The organism is Paraburkholderia phenazinium (genome assembly GCF_900141745.1).
GTDB classification, from domain to species: Bacteria; Pseudomonadota; Gammaproteobacteria; order Burkholderiales; family Burkholderiaceae; genus Paraburkholderia; species Paraburkholderia phenazinium_B.
On sequence record NZ_FSRM01000001.1, the window covers coordinates 1,075,205 to 1,094,443 of the forward strand.

Here is a 19,239-nt window from a genome sequence, read left to right on the forward strand (position 1 = left end):
GTTGAGGAGTCCGTTTTAATGAGCCCATCCCAAGGCCATATTATTCTGCTTGCGCCCATGACCGGTCCGGTCGTACCGCTCGCGAACGTGCCCGACCCTGTGTTTTCGGGCGGCATGTTCGGCGACGGTATCGGCGTAGATCCGCTGGTGGGCCAACTCGTCGCGCCGTGCGACGGCGTGGTCACGCATCTCGCGCGCACCGGCCATGCATTGACGCTGGCCACTGCCGATGGCGCGGAGATTCTACTGCACATCGGCATCGACACGGTCGAGTTGAACGGCCGCGGTTTTACGCCAAAGGTTGTGCAGGGTGCGCATGTGCATACCGGCGATCTGCTGATCGAGTTCGATCAGGACCTGGTGGCATGCAATGCACCGAGTCTCGTGTCGGTGATCGCGGTTGCGAACTCGGACGCGTTCGAGATCGTCGAGCGCGCCGGTGCAGGCATGCTGAAGGCGGGAGAAACCCCGCTGCTGCTGTTGCGTCCGCGCGCCGGTGCGGCAGCGGAAGCTTCGCGCCAGGCGACCAACGTGACCGAAGAAGCGCGTCAGACGGTGACGTTGGTCCACGCAGGCGGTTTGCATGCGCGGCCGGCGGCACGTGCCCGTGAAGCGGCACGTGGTCTCGATGCGCGCGTCGAAGTGCGTTATGAAGGGCGCAAGGCGCCGATTGAAAGTGTCGTTGGTTTGCTCGGCCTGGGCGCGGGCGAGGGCGCCACGGTAGAGATTCTAGGTGTTGGTGCGCAAGCGGCGGCGGCCGTAGAAGCCGTCGCGCATGAGTTGCTGCGCGAAGCGCATGGCGAAACCGAGGAAAAGCCGGCACGCCAAAGCTCCCCGGCACCGCAACCGGTGGCGCAAACAGGTGGCGCGCCACTCGCGCCGAACACGCTTGTTGGCGTGTGCGCGGCGCCTGGCGTTGCGGTCGGCAAGCTGGTGCGATGGGATGACGCCGACCTCGACCCGCCTGAAATTGCGAGCGGCACATCGGCGGCGGAAAGCCGTCTGCTCGACAAGGCGCTGGCCACCGTCGACGCTGAACTGAATTCAACCGTGCGCGATGCGTCGCAGCGCGGTGCGCATGGTGAGGCGGGGATTTTCGCGGTACACCGTGTACTGCTCGAAGATCCGACGTTGCTCGACGCAGCGCGTGATCTGATCAGCCTTGGCAAGAGCGCCGGTTTTGCGTGGCGCGAGTCGATCCGCGCACAGATTGCAGTCCTGACGAAAATCGACGATGCGCTGCTCGCGGAACGCGCAGCCGATCTACGTGACCTCGAAAAGCGCGTGTTGCGTGCGCTCGGCTACTCGAACAACGCGGCGCGGACGCTGCCGGATGAAGCGGTGCTGGTGGCGGAAGAGTTCACACCGTCCGATCTGTCATCGCTCGATCGCACACGAGTCACCGCGCTCGTGATGGCGCGCGGCGGCGCGACCTCGCACGCCGCAATTCTCGCGCGGCAGAGCGGCATTCCCGCGCTCGTCGCCGTGGGCGATGGGCTGCATGCGATTCCCGAAGGCACCCAGGTTGTGGTCGACGCTACCGCGGGGCGAATCGAATTCGCACCGACCGCGCTTGACGTCGAACGTGCCCGCGTAGAACGTACGCGCCTCGCTGACGTACGCGAAGCGAACCGCCGCACGTCGCAACAGGCGGCGATGACCGCGGATGGACGCGCTATCGAAGTGGCTGCGAATATCGCCACGCTCGAAGATGCGAAGACTGCAGTTGAAAACGGTGCCGACGCAGTCGGCCTGCTGCGTACCGAGCTGCTGTTCATTCACCGTGCGTCCGCACCAACGGTAGACGAACATCGTCAAAGCTATCAGTCGATTGCCGACGCGCTGAACGGGCGCACCGCGATCATTCGCACGCTCGATGTGGGCGCGGACAAGGAAGTCGACTATCTGACGCTGCCGCCCGAACCGAACCCGGCGCTGGGTTTGCGCGGCATCCGTCTCGCGCAGGTGCGCCCAGACCTGCTCGACGACCAGCTGCGCGGCCTGCTGGCGGTGCAGCCGCTCGGCGCCGTGCGCATCCTGCTGCCGATGGTGACCGACGTAGGCGAGCTGATCCATCTGCGCAAGCGCATCGACGACTTCGCCCGCGAGCTTGGCCGTACCGATCCGATCGAAGTTGGCGTGATGATCGAAGTGCCGTCGGCCGCGCTGCTGGCCGATCAACTGTCGAAACACGCGGACTTCCTGTCGATCGGCACCAACGATCTGACCCAGTACACGCTGGCGATGGATCGCTGCCAGGCCGACCTCGCCGCCCAGGCTGACGGTCTGCATCCGGCAGTGCTGCGTCTGGTCGCAGCTACCGTGCAGGGCGCGAACAAGCATGGCAAATGGGTGGGCGTGTGCGGCGCATTGGCGGGCGATCCGCTGGCCGTGCCGCTGCTCGTGGGCCTGGGCGTCACCGAACTATCCGTGGATCCGGTGTCGGTGCCGGGCATCAAGGCGCGAGTGCGCAACCTCAATTATCAGCTGTGCCAACAACGCGCCCAGGATGTCCTGGCGCTGGAATCGGCGCAGGCGGTAAGAGCAGTGAGCCGCGAAACCTGGCCGCTGGACTGAACCCTGCATGGTCCACGGCGGAATTTCGCTCAACAACCATGTAAAGCAACGACTCGACGAAGAGACGAAGGATTGGAGATATAGATGGACGGGAATCCGTTTTTGAAGGTGCAGCGACTCGGCCGCGCGCTGATGCTGCCGATTGCAGTGCTGCCGGTCGCAGGGCTGTTGCTGCGACTCGGTCAGAGTGACGTACTGAACATCAAGATGATCGCCGACGCTGGCGGCGCGATTTTCGACAACCTGCCGCTGCTGTTTGCAATCGGCGTGGCAGTCGGCTTCGCGAAGGACAACAACGGCGTGGCGGCGCTCGCGAGCGCGATCGGTTACCTGGTCGAAACCGTGGTGATGAAGGACATCAACGACAAGCTCAATATGGGTGTGCTGTCGGGGATTATCGCGGGTATCGTCGCCGGCATGCTGTACAACAAGTACAAGGACATCAAGCTGCCCGATTACCTCGCGTTCTTCGGAGGGAAACGCTTTGTGCCGATTGTCACGGGGGTGACCTGTCTGGTGATAGGCATTGTGCTCGGCTACGTGTGGCAACCGGTGCAAGCCGCGATCGATATCGCCGGCCACTGGTTGACCACTGCGGGTGCGATCGGAGCCTTCGTGTTCGGCGTACTGAACCGCTTGCTGCTGGTGACGGGGCTGCACCACATCCTGAACTCGCTGACGTGGTTCGTGTTCGGCTCCTTCACGCCGCCGGGCGGCGGTGCCGCAGTGACGGGCGACCTGCATCGTTTCTTCGCGGGCGATCCGACCGCGGGTACTTTCATGACGGGTTTCTTCCCGGTCATGATGTTCGGTCTGCCGGCAGCGTGCCTCGCGATGTATCACGAGGCACCGAAGGAACGCCGTGCGATGGTCTTCGGTCTGCTGGCCTCAATGGCACTGACCTCGCTGCTGACGGGCGTGACCGAGCCGATCGAATTCAGCTTCATGTTCCTCGCACCGGTGCTGTATGTGATTCACGCGCTGCTGACCGGCATTTCGCTGGCTATCTGTTCGGCGCTCGGGATTCACCTCGGCTTCACGTTCTCCGCGGGGCTGATCGACTACATCCTGAACTATGGCCTGTCGACGCGCGGCTGGTGGGCGCTGCCGCTGGGCGTGATCTACGCGGTGGTGTACTACGGTTTGTTCCGCTTCTTTATCCGCAAGTTCAACATGGCCACGCCGGGTCGCGAACCTGCCGGTGCTGACGAGCAGGTGGAGTCGTTCGACAAGGGTGGCTTCGTTGCGCCGGCAGCGGCTGCTACTGCGAGCGCGCCGCGTGCACAGCGTTACATCGCTGCTTTGGGCGGTGCGGCCAATCTGTCTATCGTCGATGCCTGTACGACGCGTCTGCGGTTGTCGGTGGTCGATCCCAGCAAGGTCTCGGAAACGGATCTCAAGACTATCGGTGCGCGTGGTGTGTTGAAGCGCGGTGCAACCAGCGTGCAGGTGATTATCGGACCGGAAGCAGACATCATCGCTGATGAAATCCGGACTGTGATTGCGCAGGGTGGTGGTGTCGAAGCGAAGCCAGCGGTGGTGCCTGCTGCGGCAGCTACGGCCGCTGCGCCGGTTGCGGGCTCGCATGGTGGGCCGCTCGATCCTGATCCGGCTCGCTGGCTCGCCGTGTTCGGTGGTGCGACCAACGTCGTTTCGCTGGATGCGATTGCATCGACCCGTCTGCGTGTCGTGGTGAGCGATCCGACTGCGGTGGATCGGCAGCGCCTTGCTGCGCTCGACGTTGCGTGGGTCTCAGCGGATACGTTTCACGTCGTTGTTGGTGAGGCTGCAGGGCGGTATGCGCAGGTATTGTCGGCGCGTTTGCCGGCGGCAGGCGCAACCGGTGGGGCATCGCCGCAACCGGCCTGATGCGTGCGTGTAACGCGAAAGCGGCATCAAGCGTTGCTCTGTTGCGCTGAGTGATGCTGAAACGAAGAACGGCGCCCAAGGGTGCCGTTCTTCGTTTACCGCTGTCCGTGTTTGCGATTCACGCGGGCGCTGTCACTACTACTCAATCCGCCTTGCGCTTCGCGGCGGCCTCTCCCGGACGGTTCGATTCAAGCCACATCACGTTGATAATGCCAAACGAGAGCGCTACGCCAATACCGAGAATCCAGCTGAAATACCACATCATTCGCTCCTATGAGTCCGTTTCAATCGGCTCCGCTGCGTCATACAAATAAAGGCTTCAATACATCGAATGCCGGTTCTCTTCGAGTGCGGCCGCAGTCACCTTGCCGCGCATCACGCGGTACACCCAGCTCGTATAGATCAGGATGATCGGCAAGAAAATGATCACCGCGATCAGCATGATCTGCAGCGTCATCTGGCTCGAGGTCGAGTCCCACACCGTCAGACTGCTGCGTCCATCCAATGACGACGGCATGATGAATGGGAACATCGAAAAGCCAGCCGTCAGGATCACGCCGACGATCATCAGGCAGGTGCAGATGAACACGCTCTTCTCGAAGCGTGACTTCGCGAGCAGCAATGCCAGCACACCGCCCACCACGCCGATTACCGGTGCCGCGACCATCCACGGGTAGGTGGAGTAGTTGGTGAGCCACAGGCCGGGTGCGCCGATCACACTCTTTAGCAACGGGTTGGCTACCGTATCGAACGGCGCCGCGTCGACGATCTGATAGCCGCCGATCAACGTCGCCACCAGCACGCCAGCGAGCAGGAACAACGCCACAGCAGCGAGCGACGCGATGCGCAAGGCTAACGAGGCACGCCGCGCAATCACGTCATCCGTTTTCATCTTCACAAATGCAGCGCCGTGCGCGGCCAGCATCGACACGCTGACAAGCCCGCACAACACGGCGAACGGATTCAGCAGTGCGAAGAAACTGCCGTGATAGGTGACGCGCAGGTCGGTATCGAATGCGAACGGCACGCCTTGCAGGAGGTTGCCAAAGGCGACGCCGATCACCAGCGCCGGCACGAAGCCGCCGACAAACAGCGCCCAGTCCCACGCGCTACGCCAGCGAGGGTCTTCGCGTTTGCTGCGGTAGTCGAAGCCCACCGGCCGGAAGAACAGCGAGAACAACACCAGCAGCATCGCGAAGTAGAAGCCCGAGAACGAAGCCGCGTAGACGAGCGGCCATGCTGCGAACATCGCGCCGCCTGCGGTGATGAACCAGACCTGGTTGCCTTCCCACGTCGCGCCGACGGTGTTCACGACGATGCGCCGCTCGGAGTCGGTCTTCGCGATGAACGGCAGCAGGATGGCTGTGCCCATATCGAAGCCGTCGGTAACGGCGAAGCCGATCAGCAGGACGCCGATCAGGACCCACCAGATCACTTTGAGGGTTGCGTAATCCATGATGATTTTTCCCTTTTACACAGCTAGGACAGCTTGCGCAGTCTGATGGCCGATCATGCAACAGTGGTACTCAGCGGCTTGGACGGCTGACCCTGTGGCGGCGTCTCATGGTGATACCGTCCCGTATGCAATGACGACGGACCGAGCCGCGCGTATTTGAACATCAGCGTGATTTCGATCACGAACAACGCCGTGTAAAACACCACGAAGCCGCCGATGCTCAGATACAGGTCCGAGGCCGTCAGGCTCGAAGCCGACAGCGCGGTGGGCAGGATGCCTGCAATCGTCCACGGCTGACGCCCCAGTTCGGCGACGATCCAGCCGAATTCCGCCGCAATCCACGGCAATGGAATCGCCCACACGGCCCAGCGCAGGAACCAGCGGCGCTTGTCCAGCAGCAGCGAGCGCTGCGCGCAGAACCAGAACGCGAGCAGGAAGGTCACGAGGAACAGGATGCCGAGGCCAACCATCATGCGGAATGAGAAGAACACCGGCAACACCGGCGGAATCGTCTTCTTCGCCGCCTGGGCGATCTGGTCCGGCGTGGCATCCGTGACGTTGGGTGTGAACTGCTTGAGCATCAGCGCGTAGCCGAGATTGTCCTTGTGCAGCGCGAAGGCGACCTTGGCGTCGTCGGTGGCATTGCCTTGTTTGAGCTGCTGCAGCGCGCCGTACGCAATCATGCCGTCCTTGATGCGCAGCTGGTTTTGCGCGATCAGATCCTTCAGACCGAGCACCGGCTCATCGAGCGAACGCGTTGCGATGATACCGAGCGCGTATGGAATCCGGATCGCGTAGTCAGTCCGCTCCTCCTTCTGGTTCGGGATGCCAAATATCGTGAATGGTGCGGGCGCCGGCGCGGTCTCCCATTCCGATTCAATGGCGGCGAGTTTGACCTGCTGGACTTCGCCGGTGCGGTAGCCGGATTCGTCGCCGAGCACGATCACGCAGACCGTCGATGCGAGGCCGAAGCCCGCCGCTATCGCGAACGAGCGTAGCGCGAATTCCGTGTCGCGCCGCTTGAGCAGGTACCACGACGAGATGCCGAGCACGAACATCGAAGCCGTCACATAGCCGGCGGAAACCGTGTGCACGAACTTCACCTGTGCAACGGGATTGAACAGCACCGCGTAGATGCTCGACAGTTCCATCCGCATGGTTTCGTAGTTGAACTCGGCGCCGACCGGATTGTTCATCCAGCCGTTGGCGACCAGAATCCACAACGCGGACAGGTTCGAACCCAGTGCAACGAGGAAGGTGACGATCAGATGCTGCACCCGTGACAACCGTGGCCAGCCGAAGAAGAACAGGCCGACGAAGGTCGACTCGAGGAAGAACGCCATCAGCCCTTCGACCGCGAGCGGTACGCCGAAGATATCGCCGACGTAATGGGAGTAGTACGACCAGTTGGTGCCGAACTGGAACTCCAGCGTGAGACCGGTGGTGACGCCCATCGCGAAGTTGATGCCGAACAGCTTGCCCCAGAACTGCGTCATGTCCTTGTAGATCTGCTTGCCGGTCATCACGTAGACGGATTCCATGATGACGAGCAGCCAGGACAGTCCGAGCGTAAGGGGTACGAACAAAAAGTGATAAAGCGCCGTCACCGCAAACTGGAGACGCGAGAGGTCGACGACTTCGCTACCGGGCATGTTGATCACCTTGAGACGGATGCGGGGCGGGCGCGGAGAGCAGCGCCTGCGCGACGAGCGCGGGCGGCATGGACATGTTCTCCGCCATGGGATGATTAAAAAACGCGTACTTGAGCACCATCAGGAGTGCAAATTTGATGGCAAGCACGATGGCGATATCTCGCCCGAAGGTCGGTCCGCGTGCCCAGGCGGCGATTCGCGCGCGCAGGGCAGGGCGAGGCGGAGTCCTCTCGTGTAGCGTTATGGTCATGATCGGTCGATGGTTCGACTTCACACCGGTTTACCCGGCCGGATCCAGGCCGCGCAGACGGCTTGGAGAATGCATAACGATATTAAGATAGGGGCTGGCAGCGAGGAAGTTCGCGACTGTGGCATTGGGTCGCGTAAGCATGCCGTCCACGTCACTAATACAAGCAACCTTGCGCTACGTCAAGGAAATGGGGTGGGGTTGCGACGTGGTAAATGAAAAAGCCCCGCCGTCTTACGAGGGCAGGGCTGATGTCTTACAGGGCGCGGACTAGTATCTGACGGCGCCGAGTGCCGCTATTTTGCGTTAAGCGTACTCGTTCAATGCGCTGCGCATTTTCTTCATGGCGCTCGCCTCGATCTGGCGAATGCGCTCGGCCGACACGCCGAATTCGTCTGCCAGGTCGTGCAGCGTCGAACCACCCGAACCGTCATCCTGCACCTGCAGCCAGCGGGCTTCGATAATCCGGCGGCTGCGTGCGTCCAGCGATTCGAGAGCGCTGGCGATGCCGTCGCTTTGCAACTTGTCGCGCTGACGCGCTGCCAGCACGGCGGTCGGTTCGCTATGCGAATCGGCCAGATAGGCGATCGGCGCGTACGATTCCTCGCCGTCCTCCACCTGACCTTCCAGTGCGATATCGCCACCGGATAGGCGCGTTTCCATCTCGGCCACTTCCTCGCGCTTGACGTTCAGTTCCTTGGCGAGACCTTCGATCTCGTCCGGCGTGAACGCGCCCAAGCCCTGCTTGTGGCTGCGCAGGTTGAAGAACAGCTTGCGCTGCGCCTTGGTGGTGGCGACCTTCACCATGCGCCAGTTGCGCAGGATGTATTCGTGGATCTCGGCCTTGATCCAGTGCATGGCGTACGACACGAGACGCACGTTCTGCTCCGGATCGAAGCGCTTCACGGCCTTCATCAGGCCGATATTGCCTTCCTGGATCAGGTCGGCATGCGGCAGGCCATAGCCCAGATAGTTGCGCGCGATCGACACCACCAGTCGCAAATGCGACAGGACGAGGCGGCGCGCGGACTCCAGGTTACCCTGCTCGCGAAATTCGGTGGCGAACTGTCGTTCCTCCGCCGGCGTCAGCATCGGAATCCGGTTCACGGCCTGGATGTAGGCGTCGATATTGCCCAGTTGACCGGGCAGCAGCGAAGAATGCGAGAGCGCCAGTGCACCTGCCGAAGCGGCCTTAGCCGACGACGGGCTCAGAGTACTCGGAAGGGTCATTGCGTTGCTCACGTAGAAAACTCCTTTGGAATCAGCCAAAAGCTCAGTCGAACTTCGACTCCAGCGTGGATGTTAGCACTCTCAATATCCGAGTGCTAATACTTAGAGTGTGTGGGGGTATCATGGTTCCCGCCTGGCTATCGAAATTTGATTTTCAATAGCATCATACGCTTTCTACGCTTTGACGGGGATGAGCGTAGGATTTGCTCTGGATGGGGGCACCTTGGTGAACTGTCACCAGTTTTCGGCCTTTTCGAGTATTGGTCTGCTGAATTCCGACTTTCTTCTTATGATTTCTTGCGCCCGTGGCTTTCGGTATATGGGGTGCAGGACCGGCTTTTTCAAGGGCAATTTATGCGCGGTGGGTACCGCGATTGAAGTTGGATCGCGGCCGCGCCGCAATGTTCCAGCGTCCCTTCGACAGCTGACGTGGGGGCGGGCTTCGTATGTCGGCAGCAGTGTCTGGCGGTCTACCGGTTTTGGTGCCCTTCGCGAACGGCGGTATCAAAGAGCCCAAACCTGGTATAAATTTCAGCCAGCTATATTTGCAACGTAACTTCTAAGACCGCGGCCGCTGTCGGCCCGTCGAGGCAAAGGGGCTGAGCAATGTCCGCAAAGGTGATCGAGGCGATTCGTGGGCTCGAGCGCGACCGCTTTCGAGCGATGGTCGATGGCAACGGACCGTTGCTCGACTCGCTGCTCTCCGAGACCGTCAGCTATGTCCACACGAATGGCAAACGGGAAACGAAGCGGCAGTTCATCGACGGAATCACGGCGGGGCGCCGTCGTTATCGGCAGATCGAGATCCAGTCACAGGAGGTGCTGCCGGTGGGGCGTGAAACCTGTGTGATCGTCACGGGGCGAGCGCTCATCGAGATGGAGGCGAACAACGGCGCGTTGCTGTTCCCGATTGCCTATACGGCACTGCATGCGCAGGAAGACGGTGAGTGGCGGCTGGTCGCATGGCAGGCAACGCGTTGCGCGATCGAGTGAGGCCGGTGGGCTTCTCTCGCCGGGACGCTGGGTGAGCGACCCGTGCTCGTAGGCGCGGCAGATCGTGCCGCGCTCTCTTAAGGTTGTTGTCTGCTTTTGCGTCTGAGTTGAGCAGCCGGTTGCCGTCAGGCCGCGACTCTACGGTCGCGCTCTTGCCACACCGCCGGATTTACCACTTCTGCCATATCTGTCCCGGCCGCCTCGTTTGTTCCGATTGCCCGGTTCACCGCGCTGACAACGGCATCCACGACCGCCGTCGCAGGTTCCGGGCTAACTCCAACGCCGTAACGGACCGCCTGCTCCCCGACCCTGCAGCCCACGAACACCGCCGTGCGCCCATCGGTGGTACGCGTGCTTTCAAACGAGATGACCTCAATCGTCCGCCCCGCAGCTGCAGCGAACGCGGCGGCGACGCGCCGGGCGTGTTGCTCGTGCGGCGCATGCTGCGCGTCTTGCGCCCCTTGCGCCTCGGACGGCGCACGGGGCCGATTCGTCGCCGCCACATTGACGTCGCGATCTTCCCACCGCACGGTTGAAGCGTTGACCCGCCGCGCCGGCCCTGCGGTCTCGAAGTACTCGCGGGCGAACAACGCACAGATCGCCTCACCGCTGATCTCGGCGCCACTGATATCTGTGGCGGCCTGCACCGCGTGGCTGAACTCGATCTGCACGCGGCGCGGCGGCGTGAAGCCCATGCCGCGTTCGAGCAGGTAGGTCGAGCCACCTTTGCCCGACTGGCTGTTCACGCGGATCACAGCGTCATAACTGCGGCCCACGTCGGCCGGGTCGACCGGCAGATAGGGCACTTCCCACACGGCGTCCGGCTTCTGCTGGGCAAAGCCCTTGCGAATCGCGTCCTGGTGCGATCCCGAGAACGCCGTATAGACGAGATCGCCCGCATACGGATGGCGCGGATGCACCGGCAACTGGTTGCAGCGCTCTACCACGCGGCGTACCGCGTCGATATTCGAGAAGTCGAGGCCAGGGTCGATGCCCTGGGTGTAAAGATTCATCGCCAGCGTGACGAGGTCGACATTGCCGGTGCGCTCGCCATTCCCGAAGAGACACCCTTCGACGCGATCCGCGCCCGCCAGCACGGCGAGTTCGGCGGCGGCGACCGCGGTGCCGCGATCGTTATGAGGATGCACCGACAGCACGATGCTGTCCCGGTAGCCGAGATTGCGGTCCATCCATTCGATCTGATCGGCGTACACGTTCGGCATCGCGGCTTCGACCGTAGCGGGCAGATTAACGATCATCTTGTGATCGCGCGTGGGCCGCCACGTCTGGGCGACGGCGTCGCACACCTCGCGGGCGAACGGCAGCTCGGTCATGCTGAAGGTCTCGGGCGAATACTGGTAGATCCAGTGCGTCTGCGGCCGTGCTTGCGCGTACTGCTTGATCAGCCGCGTGCCTTCGACCGCGAGCGCCTTCACTTCGTCTTTCGACTGGTTGAAGACGATCTTGCGGAACGCCGGTGCGATCGCGTTGTACAAGTGGACGATCGCGCGCGGCACGCCTTCGAGCGCCTCGAAGGTGCGCGCGATCAATTCTTCGCGCGACTGGACGAGCACCTGGATCGTCACATCGTCGGGAATGCGCTTCTCGTCGATCAGCTTGCGCACGAAATCGAAGTCGGTCTGCGAGGCCGACGGAAAGCCGACTTCGATTTCCTTGAAGCCGATCCGGACCAGCATCTCGAAGAACTCGAGCTTTTGCGCGATGCTCATGGGCTCGATCAGCGACTGGTTGCCGTCGCGCAGGTCGGTGGCCATCCAGATGGGGGCTTGCTGGATCGTGCGGCTGGGCCATTTTCGGCCGGTCAAACGGACGGCGGGGAACGGCCGGTATTTTTCAGCGGGATTGCGCAACATGATGAGCCTCGTTCGTTCTGTCGTATGCAAAGGGGCGTGGCCTCGAGCGGCTGGCGGGTTGCCACGGATGCGACCTTCGCGATTCGTCCGAACGGTAAACGGACGAATACAAACGACTGACAGGTTGTAAAAGGAACTACGGTTTGGGGTGCAACGGAAACTGCGGGACTACTTTGAGGACCGGCTTTGAACCGCTGGGGCGGCCAACGCGCGGCGCTACGCCTGGCTTACGCTAGACGTAGCGATAGGGGCCGCGCTAGGCGGCCGGAGGTAATTCGGAGGGTGTTCGGGAGGGAACGCATGAGTCAAATGTATGCGAGCGGGCCGCAGCGTGTCAACCGCGGATGCGCACAATGGATCGTTGCGCAGCCTCGCGTGAAGCGCCGTAACGCCCGCGCGAAGCCCGTCACGCCGAGATTCGGGCGATCTCCGCGATCACGCCAATCTGCCGTTCGATCGCGCTCGGCACGGGCGCTTCGCCGCGCAGTACGGCATCGATCCACGCAGCGGTGGTAGCGGCGTCGCGTGCTTCGGGCAACTCGACTTCGGGGGCGTCTGCCGAGGAGCGCTCGGCGGCCACGCGTGTTTCGCAGATGCCGTCATGCAGCCAGTCGATCTGCACCTGCCGGCGCGTATCGGCGACGGCTTCGCCTTCTGTGCCGCGTGCGAGCAGCGCACCACCTGCGGCCGCATCCGGATGAGTGACGAACAATTGGGTCAGGGCGTCACGATAGGGTGGATGCGTGTAGTTCACGAGCCGCAGCCCGGGCGGCGCGAACGGTTGCAGGATCTTGACGAGCGTATGCGTGGAATTGCGCACGCCCATCCGGCGGCGCAGCGCCAGCAGGCGCGCGAGCTTCGGCGCGAGCGCGGTGATCGGCGCAAAGGCAAGACGGCGCGAGGCGAGGCTGTCTTCGATCTGCGCATGGTCCTGCGCGTGCGCGATCTGCAGATGGGTGAAGATCTCGGCGCTGGTCACGCGGCCCGGGTCTTCAGTGACGCCGTGCACGAGCACCGGCACCCCTTCACGGGCCAGCAGCAGCGCGAGCAGCGGCACCAGGTTCGGCTGCTTGCGCGCGCCGTTGTAGCTGGGGATGGAAACCGGCCGGTAGGCGCTGTGTGCAATCTGGATCGGCTCGAACGAGGCGTGGGCGGCCGCCAGCATCGCGGCGAGCTCGTCAGCGGTTTCGCCCTTGACCCGGTATGCCAGTAGCACCGCGCCGAGTTCGAGATCGGAGACGCGTCCGTCGAGCATCGCGCTGTAGAGCGCGTGCGTGTCTTCGGGCGTCAGCGCGCGTGCGCCGTTCGGGCCGCGGCCAATCTCCTTGATAAAGCGGGCGCAGGGGAAGTCGGGGACGGCGGTATCGGCGGATTCGGTCATCGGGCTTAGTGGGGCTGGGTGGCCAGGCGCGCCATTGACGGCGTCGGCCACGGTATTCAAAGGGTGTTCGCGTTGTCTGCGGCGGGATCGGTTGCGCTATTCGCAGATATACCCGCAGCGGTATCTGTAGTGAGTATCGCATCTATGGCGTTTCCGCAAGTTGACACAGGGCTGCAAGCGTCAGCGGCTCATCTCATGCCGGGCGCCACCGCTGGGCCTCTCTGGACTGCCGGGTTCGCGCGCAGCCCATTCACCCTCGCGTTAAACTCAATGCTTTATTGCCGCGCTCGCGGCGCTTACTAAAGATTGGAGAACGGGATGAGTTACGTGTTTGCTCCCGCACCGGTAGTCGCGGTGCCGGTCGTCGGGTCCAGCGATCAATTCGCGGTGCGTCGTATTTACTGCGTGGGCCGTAATTACGAAGCGCACGCGCGCGAGATGGGGCACGATCCTGACCGTGAACCGCCGTTTTTCTTCAGCAAGCCCGCGGATGCCGTCGTCTATGTCGCTCCGGGCGAGACTGGCGAATTTCCGTACCCGGCCCAATCGAAGAACGTCCACTTCGAAATGGAACTGGTCGCGGCGATCGGCAAGCCGGGCAAAGACATTCCGGTCGGAGAGGCGCTGGAACATGTGTATGGCTACGCGCTCGGGCTCGATATGACGCGGCGCGATTTGCAGGCTGAAGCGAAGAAGCTGGGCCGCCCCTGGGATACCGCGAAGGGCTTCGACCACTCGGCACCGCTCGGCCCGATCCATCCGGTTTCGAAGATTGGACAAGTCGATAAGGGCGCGATCTGGCTCACCGTCAACGGTGAAGAAAAGCAGCGCTCGGATGTGTCGCAGCTGATCTGGTCGGTGGCGGAGACGATTGCGTATCTGTCGACGCTGTTCGAACTGCAGCCCGGCGATCTGATTTTCACGGGCACGCCCGAAGGCGTGGGCGCTGTCGTGAAGGGCGACACGATGAAGGGCGGCGTGGACGGACTCGGCGAATTCAGCGTACGCGTCGTCTGAAGCTGCTGCAGGGAGGAGACAGATAAATATGAAGCTTTATAGCTATTTTCGTAGCTCGGCGGCGTATCGCGTGCGGATAGCCTTGAATCTGAAGGGGCTGCCGTATGACTATGCGCCGGTGCATCTGCTGCGCGATGGCGGCGAGCAGCTCAAGCCGGCTTATCGCCGGCTGAATCCGGATGCGATCCTGCCCACGCTCGTGGATGGCGACAACGTTTTGACGCAGTCGCTCGCGATCATCGAGTATCTGGAGGAAACGCATCCGGAGCCACCGTTGCTGCCGAAGTCGCCGGTTGATCGCGCGTATGTGCGCTCGGTGGCGCTGCAGGTGGCCTGCGAGATCCATCCCGTGAACAATCTGCGCGTGCTGAAATATCTGAAGCACACGGTAGGCGCCGACGACGCAACCAGGGACGAGTGGTACCGGCATTGGGTCGAGGCGGGTTTCACGACGCTCGAAGAGCATCTGGCGAGCGATTCGCGCACCGGCAAGTTCTGCTTCGGCGATACGCCGACGATGGCCGATGCGTGTCTCGTGCCGCAGGTGTTCAACGCGCAGCGCTTCAAGATCGACCTGAATCGTTTTCCGACGATTCATCGCATTCACGATCAGGCGTTGCAGCTTGATGCGTTTGCGCGCGCGGCGCCCGGTGTGCAACCGGATGCGGAGTGAGGGGGGAGTCAATGGGCCGCTGAGCCATTGTGGCCAGGTATGGCACCAACAAAGAGGGCGCTCCGTGGAGCGCCCTCTTTGTTGGTGCTGCGATCTTGCGACTCACGCCGGCGAGATGCCCATCCGCGCTGTTTAGCCGCCGAGCAACGCGTCAGAAAACTCCTCGGCGCTGAACGGCTGCAAGTCCTCCACCTTCTCGCCCACGCCGATGAAGTAAACCGGGATCGGCCGTTGCCGTGCAATGGCCGCGAGAATGCCGCCTTTGGCCGTGCCGTCGAGCTTGGTGACGATCAGACCTGTGAGCCCGAGCACATCGTCGAACGCTTTTACTTGCGTGAGCGCGTTCTGCCCGGTGTTGGCGTCGATCACGAGCAGCACTTCGTGCGGGGCGCTGTCCATTGCCTTGCCGATCACGCGCTTGACCTTGCGCAACTCTTCCATCAGATGCAACTGGGTTGGCAGACGTCCGGCCGTGTCGGCCATCAGCACATCGATCTTGCGCGCGCGAGCTGCGCCGACCGCGTCGAAGATCACCGCGGCCGGATCGCCGCTTTCCTGTGACACGACCGTCACGTTGTTGCGTTCGCCCCAGATCGCGAGCTGTTCGCGCGCGGCGGCGCGGAAGGTGTCGCCTGCGGCCAGCAGCACCGACTGGTTGAAGCTCTGCAGATGCTTCGCGAGCTTGCCGATGCTAGTGGTTTTGCCGGCGCCATTCACCCCCGCGATCATCATCACGAGCGGCTGGGCGCGGCCGAGCATCAGTGATTTCTCGAGCGGTTTGAGCAGGTCGATCAACAGTGTGCGTAGCGCGGCCTTGACCTGTTGCGGCTCAGTCAGACGCTCAGCGCGGACTTTTTCACGCAGCGATTCGAGCAGAAATTCGGTGGCGTCGACACCTGCGTCGGACATCAGCAGGGCGGTTTCGAGCTCCTCGTAGAGGTCATCGTCGATCTTGGCGTTGATGAAGATGCCGGTCAGGTTCGAACTGGTCTTGGACAGACCGGTTTTCAGGCGCGTGAGCCAGGACCGCTTGGCCGCAGCTTCGGGCAACGGCGGCGGCACGATCTCCACGGTTTCGAGCGCGGTTTCCTCTTCAGGCTGCGCTTGCAGGGGCACAAGCGGCTCGAAGTCGCTCACGGGCGCGGCTTGCGTGCCAGTGTTGCTGACGGGCCGCGGGGCGGTTGGTGCAGCAGGCACGGCCGGCCGTGCCGCGGCGGCTTCGGCTTGCGGAGCGACGGATTCCTGCGCCGTCTGCGATTCCTCGGGCGTCGCGTCAGGGTCTTTCGAACCCTTGAATCGTTTGAAAAAGCTGAACATGTTCTGGCGTGGTGAGAGCGAGCGCCGGTGCGCGCAGCCGGTTGGGCCCGGTGGCAGCGGCAGGCAGCGTGACAATGCGGGATGCAAGGCGCTGGAAGGCGCTTATTTTATCAGGCATGTCTGATCTGGCCGCATTAGCCGTCCGGCCAGGGTGAGATGCTTTTCACCCTGTGGTAACGTTGCCTCTCCAACCCTAGTGCAAAAGCGTCTGTGGGTAACTGCCTAACCGTTTAACCGTTCGAATCTGCATGCCTCGTCCCTCTACCTCCCGCGCGCCCGCTGCTCCGTCTCACCGCGGCAAACCGCACGCCATCCGCATCATTGGCGGCGACTGGAAGCGCACACCGTTGCCTGTCCTCGACCTCGACGGCCTGCGTCCTACGCCCGACCGCGTGCGGGAAACGCTCTTTAACTGGCTCGGTCAGCGCCTTGACGGCCAGCGTTGCCTCGATCTGTTCGCCGGCAGCGGGGCGCTGGGCTTCGAGGCGGCTTCGCGCGGCGCGGCACGGGTCTTGATGGTCGAGCGCCACGGTAAGGCGGCCGGGCAATTGCGTGCCAATCAGGCGCGCCTCGCGCCCAACACCATAGAAGTGGCCGAAGCGGACGCGCTGCGCCTCGCGGCGAGCCTCGCACCCGGTTCGTTCGACGTGGTGTTCCTCGATCCGCCGTTCGATTCCGACCTGCTGGGCCGCGCGCTGGAACTGGCGGCACCGCTCGTCAGCGCCGAAGGATTCCTCTATGTGGAAGCCGGCGATGCGCTCGACGTCGCACAGACGCCCGCGCTGGCGGGCTGGACCATCGTTCGGCAGGGGAAGGCTGGGGCGGTCCACTATCATTTGCTGCAGCGCGAAAATGAGGAATAATGCGCGTTCCAAAACAAGCGCCGGACGGCTAGCCGTCACGCGCGCGACCGGCGGCAAACGCGCCCTGCGGGCGTGCTTGACGTGCCCATTTGTCTGAAGAGAGGAGAAGTGTCATGGTAGTCGCCGTGTACCCGGGTACGTTCGACCCGCTGACGCGCGGTCACGAAGACCTCGTTCGGCGCGCGTCGAGCATTTTCGACACGCTGGTGGTAGGCGTCGCCGACAGCCGCAACAAGAAGCCGTTCTTCACGCTCGAAGAGCGCCTCGATATCGCTCACGAAGTCCTCGGTCATTACCCGAATGTGCAGGTAATGAGCTTCAAGGGGCTATTGAAGGATTTCGTCCGCACCAACAACGCCCGTGTGATCGTGCGCGGCCTGCGCGCCGTGTCGGACTTCGAATACGAGTTTCAGATGGCCGGCATGAACCGCTATCTGCTGCCCGACGTCGAGACCATGTTCATGACGCCGTCGGACCAGTATCAGTTCATCTCCGGCACCATCGTGCGCGAGATCGCGCAGCTGGGCGGCGACGTCAGCAAGTTTGTGTTCCCGTCCGTGGAAAAGTGGCTGAAGGACAAGGTGGCTTTGCTGGATCAGGACAACCGCCAGGCGGGACAGTCCTAACCAGCGTAAACTAGCCGTTTGACGGAACGAAAGCCGGCCTCGCGCCGGCCCGAAGTGAGAAAAGCATGGCCCTGATGATTACCGACGAGTGCATCAATTGCGACGTGTGCGAGCCCGAGTGCCCGAACGACGCAATTTCGATGGGCCCGGAAATCTATGTGATCGACCCGAAGAAGTGCACCGAATGCGTCGGTCATTTCGACGAGCCGCAGTGTATCCAGGTGTGCCCCGTGGAGTGCATTCCGCGCGACCCGGAACATCTGGAGACGCCCGAAGGCCTGATGGCGAAGTATCACGCGCTGCAGGCCGCCAAGGCCTGAGCGGTCTGCTTTGGCGAGGCGTGTGAGTCTCGCCTCACTCTTCATCCTTCACGTTCCCGCGTGCTTAGCCCGCGTGCGAGCGAAACACATCCTTCAGCGCTTCCAGCAAAGTGTCGCATTCCGCATCAGTGCCGATCGAGATACGCAAATGCTGATCGATGCGCGGCGCCTTGAAATGGCGCACAAAAATCTCCTTCTCCCTTAGCCGCAAGGCAAGCGTGGCCGCGTCATAGCCTTCGTGGCGGGCGAACACAAAATTCGCCCCCGACGGCACGACACTGAAACCAAGTCCTGTCAGGCCCGCAGACAGACGCTCGCGGCTCGCGATAACTTTCGCGCAACTGTCGCGGAACCACACATCGTCCTGATAGGCGGCAATTGCTGCGACCTGTGCAAGCCGGTCGAGCGGATAGGAGTTGAAGCTGTCCTTGACGCGCGTCAGCGCTTCGATCAGCGCCACATTGCCGAACGCAAAACCCACGCGCATGCCGGCCAGCGAGCGCGACTTCGAGACGGTCTGTGTCACCAGCAGATTCGGATAGCGGTCGATCAGCGAGATCGCCGACTGCGCGCCGAAGTCCACATATGCTTCGTCGATCACCACAACCGAGTCGGTATGCCGTGCCACCAGCCGCTCGATTTCGCCGAGCGGCAAAGGGTGGCCAGTCGGCGCATTCGGATTCGGCAACAGGACACCGCCGTTGGGCAAATCGTAGTCGTCGACGCGGATGGCGAACGCGTCATCCACGGGAACGGTCCGGTATTCGACCTCGAACAGGCCGGCGTACGTCGGATAAAAGCTGTACGTGATGTCCGGGAACAGGATCGGCTTGTCGTGCTTGAGCAGCGCCTGGAAGGTCAGCGCGAGAACTTCGTCCGAACCGTTGCCGGCGAACACCTGTTCGGCGCGGATGCCGTGGTGCGCCGCGACCGTCTCGCGCAGCTTGCGTGCGGTCGGGTCGGGATAGCGTCGCAGCGATTCCGCGCTGTCACCGAGTTCATGACGGATCGCGTCCAGCACGCGCGGCGACGGAGGATACGGGTTCTCGTTGGTGTTCAGCTTGACCGGATGGGCGAGCGCGGGCTGTTCGCCCGGCACATACGGCGTCAGACGGTGGACGATGTCACTCCAGTAACGGCTCAA

Annotated in this window: 17 protein-coding genes and 1 pseudogene; 9 read left to right on the plus strand and 9 right to left on the minus strand. The window is 62.6% G+C overall.

The window, feature by feature from the left end; all coding sequences use genetic code 11:
- The first annotated feature begins 18 nt into the window (after positions 1-18).
- Complete coding sequence (gene ptsP, locus BUS06_RS05065) at positions 19-2,577, plus strand: phosphoenolpyruvate--protein phosphotransferase (protein WP_174567503.1); 2,559 nt, start codon at positions 19-21, stop codon at positions 2,575-2,577.
- Between the two features lie 84 nt (positions 2,578-2,661).
- The gene (gene nagE / locus BUS06_RS05070; protein ID WP_074263276.1) at positions 2,662-4,446 is read left to right on the plus strand and encodes an N-acetylglucosamine-specific PTS transporter subunit IIBC; all 1,785 of its coding nucleotides are present in this window, start codon (positions 2,662-2,664) and stop codon (positions 4,444-4,446) included.
- A 142-nt stretch (positions 4,447-4,588) separates the two neighbouring features.
- Here nagE and cydX read toward each other — a convergent pair whose 3' ends face one another.
- The 5 genes from cydX to rpoH all read right to left on the minus strand — a co-directional run bounded on the left by cydX (position 4,589) and on the right by rpoH (position 9,043).
- Positions 4,589-4,708, minus strand: coding sequence for a cytochrome bd-I oxidase subunit CydX (cydX, locus tag BUS06_RS05075; RefSeq protein ID WP_074263277.1), 120 nt, complete (start codon positions 4,706-4,708; stop codon positions 4,589-4,591).
- A gap of 57 nt (positions 4,709-4,765) precedes the next feature.
- Complete coding sequence (gene cydB / locus BUS06_RS05080) at positions 4,766-5,902, minus strand: cytochrome d ubiquinol oxidase subunit II (protein ID WP_074263278.1); 1,137 nt, start codon at positions 5,900-5,902, stop codon at positions 4,766-4,768.
- Between the two features lie 53 nt (positions 5,903-5,955).
- Positions 5,956-7,554 carry a cytochrome ubiquinol oxidase subunit I gene (locus tag BUS06_RS05085; protein ID WP_074263279.1) on the minus strand — a complete coding sequence of 533 codons (1,599 nt, stop codon included), beginning with the start codon at positions 7,552-7,554 and terminating at the stop codon, positions 5,956-5,958.
- Positions 7,544-7,804: a cytochrome oxidase putative small subunit CydP gene (gene cydP, locus BUS06_RS05090; protein WP_074263280.1), complete on the minus strand. Its 261-nt coding sequence runs from the start codon at positions 7,802-7,804 to the stop codon at positions 7,544-7,546. The genes BUS06_RS05085 and cydP overlap by 11 nt, the downstream gene beginning before the upstream one ends.
- 303 nt (positions 7,805-8,107) lie before the next feature.
- Entirely contained in the window at positions 8,108-9,043 is a 936-nt protein-coding gene (gene rpoH, locus BUS06_RS05095) for an RNA polymerase sigma factor RpoH (RefSeq protein WP_074263281.1), read from the minus strand.
- A 411-nt stretch (positions 9,044-9,454) separates the two neighbouring features.
- Between rpoH and BUS06_RS38135 the strand changes: the two are divergent.
- Together BUS06_RS38135 and BUS06_RS05100 are read left to right on the plus strand one after the other, a co-directional pair.
- Positions 9,455-9,594 (plus strand): annotated as a pseudogene (locus tag BUS06_RS38135) (acyloxyacyl hydrolase); the annotation flags it as partial.
- 43 nt (positions 9,595-9,637) lie between these two features.
- Positions 9,638-10,024, plus strand: coding sequence for a nuclear transport factor 2 family protein (locus BUS06_RS05100; protein ID WP_074263282.1), 387 nt, complete (start codon positions 9,638-9,640; stop codon positions 10,022-10,024).
- Between the two features lie 125 nt (positions 10,025-10,149).
- Here the strand turns inward: BUS06_RS05100 and leuA are convergent, their stop codons facing one another.
- Together leuA and ybiB are read right to left on the minus strand one after the other, a co-directional pair.
- On the minus strand, positions 10,150-11,898 hold the full coding sequence (gene leuA / locus BUS06_RS05105; RefSeq protein ID WP_083611346.1) for a 2-isopropylmalate synthase: 1,749 nt from the start codon (positions 11,896-11,898) through the stop codon (positions 10,150-10,152).
- A 406-nt stretch (positions 11,899-12,304) separates the two neighbouring features.
- The gene (gene ybiB / locus BUS06_RS05115; RefSeq protein ID WP_074263283.1) at positions 12,305-13,279 is read right to left on the minus strand and encodes a DNA-binding protein YbiB; all 975 of its coding nucleotides are present in this window, start codon (positions 13,277-13,279) and stop codon (positions 12,305-12,307) included.
- 318 nt (positions 13,280-13,597) lie between these two features.
- Here ybiB and BUS06_RS05120 point away from each other — a divergent pair, with 318 nt between their 5' ends.
- Both BUS06_RS05120 and maiA read left to right on the plus strand, forming a co-directional pair.
- Positions 13,598-14,296, plus strand: a complete 699-nt coding sequence (locus BUS06_RS05120; RefSeq protein ID WP_074263284.1) for a fumarylacetoacetate hydrolase family protein — start codon at positions 13,598-13,600, stop codon at positions 14,294-14,296.
- A 28-nt stretch (positions 14,297-14,324) separates the two neighbouring features.
- Positions 14,325-14,969, plus strand: a complete 645-nt coding sequence (maiA, locus tag BUS06_RS05125; protein ID WP_074263285.1) for a maleylacetoacetate isomerase — start codon at positions 14,325-14,327, stop codon at positions 14,967-14,969.
- Positions 14,970-15,101: 132 nt separating this feature from the next.
- Here maiA and ftsY read toward each other — a convergent pair whose 3' ends face one another.
- Positions 15,102-16,286 carry a signal recognition particle-docking protein FtsY gene (gene ftsY / locus BUS06_RS05130; protein WP_074263286.1) on the minus strand — a complete coding sequence of 395 codons (1,185 nt, stop codon included), beginning with the start codon at positions 16,284-16,286 and terminating at the stop codon, positions 15,102-15,104.
- 248 nt (positions 16,287-16,534) lie between these two features.
- On the opposite strand from ftsY, the gene rsmD reads away from it, so the two are divergent.
- The 3 genes from rsmD (at position 16,535) to BUS06_RS05145 (ending at position 18,095) form a co-directional block, all read left to right on the plus strand.
- On the plus strand, positions 16,535-17,149 hold the full coding sequence (rsmD, locus tag BUS06_RS05135) for a 16S rRNA (guanine(966)-N(2))-methyltransferase RsmD (protein WP_074263287.1): 615 nt from the start codon (positions 16,535-16,537) through the stop codon (positions 17,147-17,149).
- Positions 17,150-17,262: 113 nt separating this feature from the next.
- Positions 17,263-17,775 carry a pantetheine-phosphate adenylyltransferase gene (gene coaD, locus BUS06_RS05140; RefSeq protein ID WP_074263288.1) on the plus strand — a complete coding sequence of 171 codons (513 nt, stop codon included), beginning with the start codon at positions 17,263-17,265 and terminating at the stop codon, positions 17,773-17,775.
- A gap of 65 nt (positions 17,776-17,840) precedes the next feature.
- Positions 17,841-18,095 carry a YfhL family 4Fe-4S dicluster ferredoxin gene (locus tag BUS06_RS05145; RefSeq protein ID WP_074263289.1) on the plus strand — a complete coding sequence of 85 codons (255 nt, stop codon included), beginning with the start codon at positions 17,841-17,843 and terminating at the stop codon, positions 18,093-18,095.
- Positions 18,096-18,159: 64 nt separating this feature from the next.
- Here the strand turns inward: BUS06_RS05145 and hisC are convergent, their stop codons facing one another.
- Positions 18,160-19,239 carry a histidinol-phosphate transaminase gene (hisC, locus tag BUS06_RS05150; protein WP_074265920.1) on the minus strand — a complete coding sequence of 360 codons (1,080 nt, stop codon included), beginning with the start codon at positions 19,237-19,239 and terminating at the stop codon, positions 18,160-18,162.